This is a genomic window from Kaistella sp. (assembly GCF_032060305.1).
GTDB lineage: Bacteria > Bacteroidota > Bacteroidia > Flavobacteriales > Weeksellaceae > Kaistella > Kaistella yananensis.
Genome location: NZ_DAMBHK010000086.1, coordinates 3,213 through 8,087, shown reverse-complemented (window position 1 = coordinate 8,087; position 4,875 = coordinate 3,213). Strand labels below are relative to the sequence as shown.

Below are 4,875 nucleotides of genomic sequence, written 5' to 3'. Positions count from 1 at the left end.
TTCGTGCGCGGCAAGTGGCAGCAGCCCGAGTACCGCAGCCATCATCCAACCTTTCTGATCAAGCATATGAAGTTTAAATGCATCCCGCAATACGGGTACAAAAAGTACCAGAACCTGAAGCAGAATCCCAAGAACAATAGCCCCAATCAGGTATTTATTGGTAAAGAGACCCACTTCGAAGATGCTTTTTTTCATATTTCTCAGGCCCAGAGAATAGAAAAGCTGGGCAAACACCAATACCATGAACGCCAAAGTACGCGCATTTTTAACTACTTCTTCCGGAACATTTTTGTCAGAAGGCGAATATCCCATTTCGTAATATCCGTACCAAAACGCGAAAAAGCAGATTAAACCTATGAAAAGGCCCCCTAAAACAGCCTGCAGACCTGCGCCGTTGGAGAAGAAATTTTCTTTTGGATTGCGGGGTTTTTCATTCATCACATCCGGGTCGCCATTATCCATTCCCAGTGCGATGGCCGGTAGCGAATCGGTGATTAAATTAATCCATAAAAGTTGCGTCGCAATAAGTGGCGATGCCCAACCAATAACCAATGCCATAACCATCAGCACCACTTCGCCAAGGTTACAGGTCAGTAAAAAAATAACCGATTTCTTAATATTACTGTAAATATTTCTGCCTTGCTCTATAGCTTTTACAATGGTGGAGAAGTTATCATCCGTAAGAATCATATCCGCCGCGCCTTTGGCCACATCGGTGCCAGTAATTCCCATCGCTACCCCAATGTCTGCTGCATTTAAGGATGGCGCGTCATTTACACCATCACCGGTCATGGAAACGATATTGCCGTTGGCTTTCAGGGCCCATACAATTTTTACTTTATGTTCCGGCGACACCCGGGCATACACCAGATACTGATCTACATTTCTCCTTAAATCTTCATCGCTGAATTCATCGAGTTCAGGACCGGTAATGACCTGATCGATATTCTGCGCAATGTCCAGATCTTTAGCGATGGCAAACGCTGTGTTTTTGTGGTCACCCGTAATCATAACCGTCCTGATTCCGGCGTTTTTGGCAAGCGCGATCGAAGGCTTCACTTCGTCTCTGGCCGGATCCATCATCCCTACAAGCCCAAGCAGTACAAGATCCTGCTCCATTTCTTCGGGTTGTGTTTCCTTTGTTGCAGGCTTGTACGCAAGCGCCAATGTTCGTAATGCGTTATCCGACATTTTCCTAGCCGTATTGGTGAACTTTTCAAAATCAATGTCTGAAATATCGCGGATTTCGCCATCAATAAAAATCTTTGTGCAGACTTTTTTCAGACTTCCCAAAGCACCTTTTGTGAAGACTTTATAATCTCCATCCTCTTCCTTTACCAGAACCGACATCATTTTCCGGTCGCTGTCGAAGGCTTTCTCATTAATTCTTCTGGTATTTTTGCTTAAATCTTTCCTGTCGATCTCCATCGTATCACCCAGAACCAGCAGCGCAACTTCTGTAGGATCTCCGGTGGAATCACCGTTTTCCAGCGTCGCGTCGGAGCAAAGAATCATTCCCTTGGCAAGCATTTTTGCGGAGTTGGAAATTTTTTCCTGCTGATCATCATCCAAATCAATAAGACCGTCTGAAGTAAAAAGTTGGGTAACCGTCATTTTATTCATGGTTAAAGTGCCTGTTTTATCGGAACAGATCACATTAACAGAACCCAGCGTTTCTACCGCCGGAAGCCGCCGGATAATGGCATTTTTCTTCGACATGGAGGTTACTCCAATTGAAAGCACCACCGCTACAATGGCTGCCAATCCTTCAGGAATAGAAGCTACCGCAAGCGATACTGCCGTAAGGAACATCTCCGCCAGATCCCTGCCCTGAAACCACGAAAGCACAAAAATAAAGACACAGATGCCCACAGCGATTTTGCCCAGCATTTTTCCTAAATCGTTCAGACGTTTCTCCAGCGGGGTCTTGGTAGTTTCTTCGTTATCAATCAGGTGGGCAATTTTACCAAGCTCGGTTTTCATTCCGGTTTCTACAACAACGCCGGTTCCTCTTCCATAAGTTACCACCGAAGTCATAAAAGCCTGATTTTCTCTATCGCCAATCGGGGTACTGGGATCGTCATAAACATCTTCCGCCTTTTTATGCTCAGGAACCGATTCTCCGGTCAGCGCCGACTCTTCGGTCTGTAGATTAGCCGTTTCAATAAGGCGGAGATCAGCGGGAATAATTCTCCCAGCTTCCAGAATTACAATGTCGCCGGGAACAAGTTCAGAACTGTCGATTTCTTTGGTATGGGAATCCCTTTTCACTAATGCTTTCGGGGAAGAGAGTTCCATCAGGGCTTCAATGGCTTTTCCGGCTTTTAATTCCTGATAGACCCCAATACCTGCATTGATGAGAATTACCAAAACAATAATCACGGAATCCACATATTCACCCATTAGAAAAGTGATGATTACCGCAGCAAAAAGTACATAAATCAGCCAGTCGTTAAGCTGAGAAATAAAGATCTGAAGAATCGTTTTTTTCTTTTTTGCTTCCAGCCGGTTGGGTCCAAACTGTTTCAGCCTTTTGACGGCTTCTTCGGAAGTAAGCCCCGTTTCGGGATTTACGTTAAGCGTTTTTAATGTGTCTTCGATGGATTTAGTAAACCACATATTTTTACTTTTGGAGGACATTGTAGAATTCTGCTTCTTAGAACGACTCAGTAATATTCTCTGATCACGAATTTAGTATTACCGATGCTCTAACAAATACAATCAAAGATAAGCAATAAAAAAAGCAGATTTTATGAAATCTGCTTTTAATATCTAAAAATTTTTAATTATACATTGAATCGGAAATGCATTACATCACCGTCTTTAACAATGTATTCTTTGCCTTCTACCCTCATTTTTCCGGCTTCCTTTACTTTGGCTTCAGAACCGTACGTTACAAAATCATCATATCCAATCACTTCTGCACGGATGAATCCTTTTTCGAAGTCGGTATGAATCACGCCTGCGGCCTGAGGCGCTGTCCAGCCCTGACCAATCGTCCAAGCACGTACTTCTTTCACGCCGGCGGTGAAATAGGTTTGTAGTTTAAGTAAATCGTAAGCTTTTCTAACGAGTTTGTTAACACCGGGTTCATCCAAACCAAGTTCTTCCAGGAACATCTGTCTTTCTTCAAAAGTTTCAAGTTCGTTGATGTCGGCTTCAATCTGAGCAGCCAGCACTACAACTTCAGCATTTTCTTTTGCTGCCATTTCTTCGATCTTTGCAATCCATTCGTTGCCGTTTTTAATGGAATTTTCATCCACATTACAAACATAAAGCACAGGTTTGTTGGTCAGCAGCTGAATTTCAGAAATCACAGACTTTGCAAAATCATCCATCGGGAATTCTCTGGCATTCTTACCGTCTTCTACAAATTTCTGAAGATTAACCAGTGTTTCATAGGTCAACACATCTTCTTTCTTTCCGGATTTAATGAATTTCTTCGCTTTTTCTGCAGCTTTAGCGATCGCCTCCATATCTTTCAGCTGAAGTTCGATATCGATGATTTCTTTGTCACGAAGCGGATCTACAGAACCTTCCACGTGAATAATATTGCCGTTTTCAAAACATCTTAATACATGGATAATAGCTTCGCATTCGCGGATATTGGCCAGGAACTGGTTCCCTAAACCTTCACCTTTACTTGCACCTTTCACCAGCCCGGCGATATCTACAATTTCTACCACCGCGGGCAAAACTCTTTCCGGATTCACGAGTTTTTCGAGTTCGAACAAACGGTGATCGGGCACGGAAACCGTTCCCAGGTTAGGTTCAATCGTACAGAAAGGATAGTTGGCAGACTGCGCTTTGGCGTTGCTCAGGCAGTTAAAAAGGGTTGATTTACCTACATTGGGCAAACCTACAATTCCACATTTCATAAATTTTTGCTTTTAGCAAGACACTTTTGGCGTGTTGCAGTTTAAATTAAGGTGTGCAAAGATAAGGTTTTTACACAAATTCTCAATAATATATATGAAAGTCACATCGGGGATAACTTCTAATTTTTATAACTGATAATCAAATACTTAAAATAAATTTCATATTATCACTACAAAAATAGTTGTAAGAACAGATTTAATTCCTACATTTGTATCACTAAATAAATAGTGATATGCAAATTGCTCAATTAACAAAAGCTGAAGAACAGGTAATGCAGTACCTCTGGGAGATCGAAAAAGGCTTTCTTAAAGACATCCTTGAGCTTTTTCCCGAACCCAAACCGCACACCAATACCGTTTCTACCATATTAAAAGTGCTGAAGGAAAAAGATTTTGTAGATTATGAAGTTCATGGTCGCCAGCACCAGTATTTCCCTTTAATTTCAAAAGAGAGATACAGTGGGAAATCAATGAAAAGCCTGGTGAAGAATTATTTCGAGGGCTCTTACAAAAACGCAGTTTCATTTCTGGTTGAAAAGAACGAAATGAGTGTGGAAGATCTGGAAATGCTCCTCAACGAACTCAAAAAATAAAAGACATGCAACTCTTTTTTCTTTATCTGGCAAAAGTTATTTTAACATCGGGTGTAATGTTTTGCTACTACCGGTTGTTTCTTAAAGACAGGACTTTTCATCATTACAACCGGTTTTATATGCTTGCTGTTTTGGTCATCAGTCTGCTGCTTCCGCTTCTGAAAGTAGATTATTTTACAGTTGAAGTAAACAGCGGTATTTATATGTTGCTTAATAAATTAAATAACATTAACGAATCAAAAAATTTAAGCCATGATCACTTTTATTATCAGTTTACTGCTCTCGGTTTTGGAGTGGCTGCTCTCTTTTTCCTGACCAGACTCCTCTACGGAATCTTTAAAATAGAACTGCTGAAACGCAGATACACCAGAGAAAAAATCGGGGACATTAATTTTTACCAGACC

General features: G+C 41.5%; 3 protein-coding genes and 1 pseudogene. 2 read left to right on the top strand and 2 right to left on the bottom strand.

Annotation, left to right across the window (positions count from 1 at the left end; translation table 11 throughout):
* Together V5N63_RS10380 and ychF are read right to left on the bottom strand one after the other, a co-directional pair.
* The coding region (locus tag V5N63_RS10380; RefSeq protein ID WP_332033880.1) for a cation-translocating P-type ATPase at positions 1–2,619 on the bottom strand (2,619 nt) is incomplete at its 3' end.
* 167 nt (positions 2,620–2,786) lie between these two features.
* A complete protein-coding gene (gene ychF, locus V5N63_RS10375; RefSeq protein ID WP_088469116.1) occupies positions 2,787–3,878 on the bottom strand; it encodes a redox-regulated ATPase YchF in 1,092 nt (363 codons plus the stop codon).
* 233 nt (positions 3,879–4,111) lie between these two features.
* On the opposite strand from ychF, the gene V5N63_RS10370 reads away from it, so the two are divergent.
* Together V5N63_RS10370 and V5N63_RS10365 are read left to right on the top strand one after the other, a co-directional pair.
* Complete coding sequence (locus V5N63_RS10370) at positions 4,112–4,471, top strand: BlaI/MecI/CopY family transcriptional regulator (protein ID WP_332033879.1); 360 nt, start codon at positions 4,112–4,114, stop codon at positions 4,469–4,471.
* A 5-nt stretch (positions 4,472–4,476) separates the two neighbouring features.
* A pseudogene (locus tag V5N63_RS10365) lies at positions 4,477–4,875 on the top strand (M56 family metallopeptidase); the annotation flags it as partial.

Excerpts from the sequence above, each read along its gene's own strand:
- ychF (WP_088469116.1), bottom strand. The coding sequence starts at position 3,878 with ATGAAATGTGGAATTGTAGGTTTGCCCAATGTAGGTAAATCAACCCTT.
- V5N63_RS10370 (WP_332033879.1), top strand. The coding sequence starts at position 4,112 with ATGCAAATTGCTCAATTAACAAAAGCTGAAGAACAGGTAATGCAGTAC.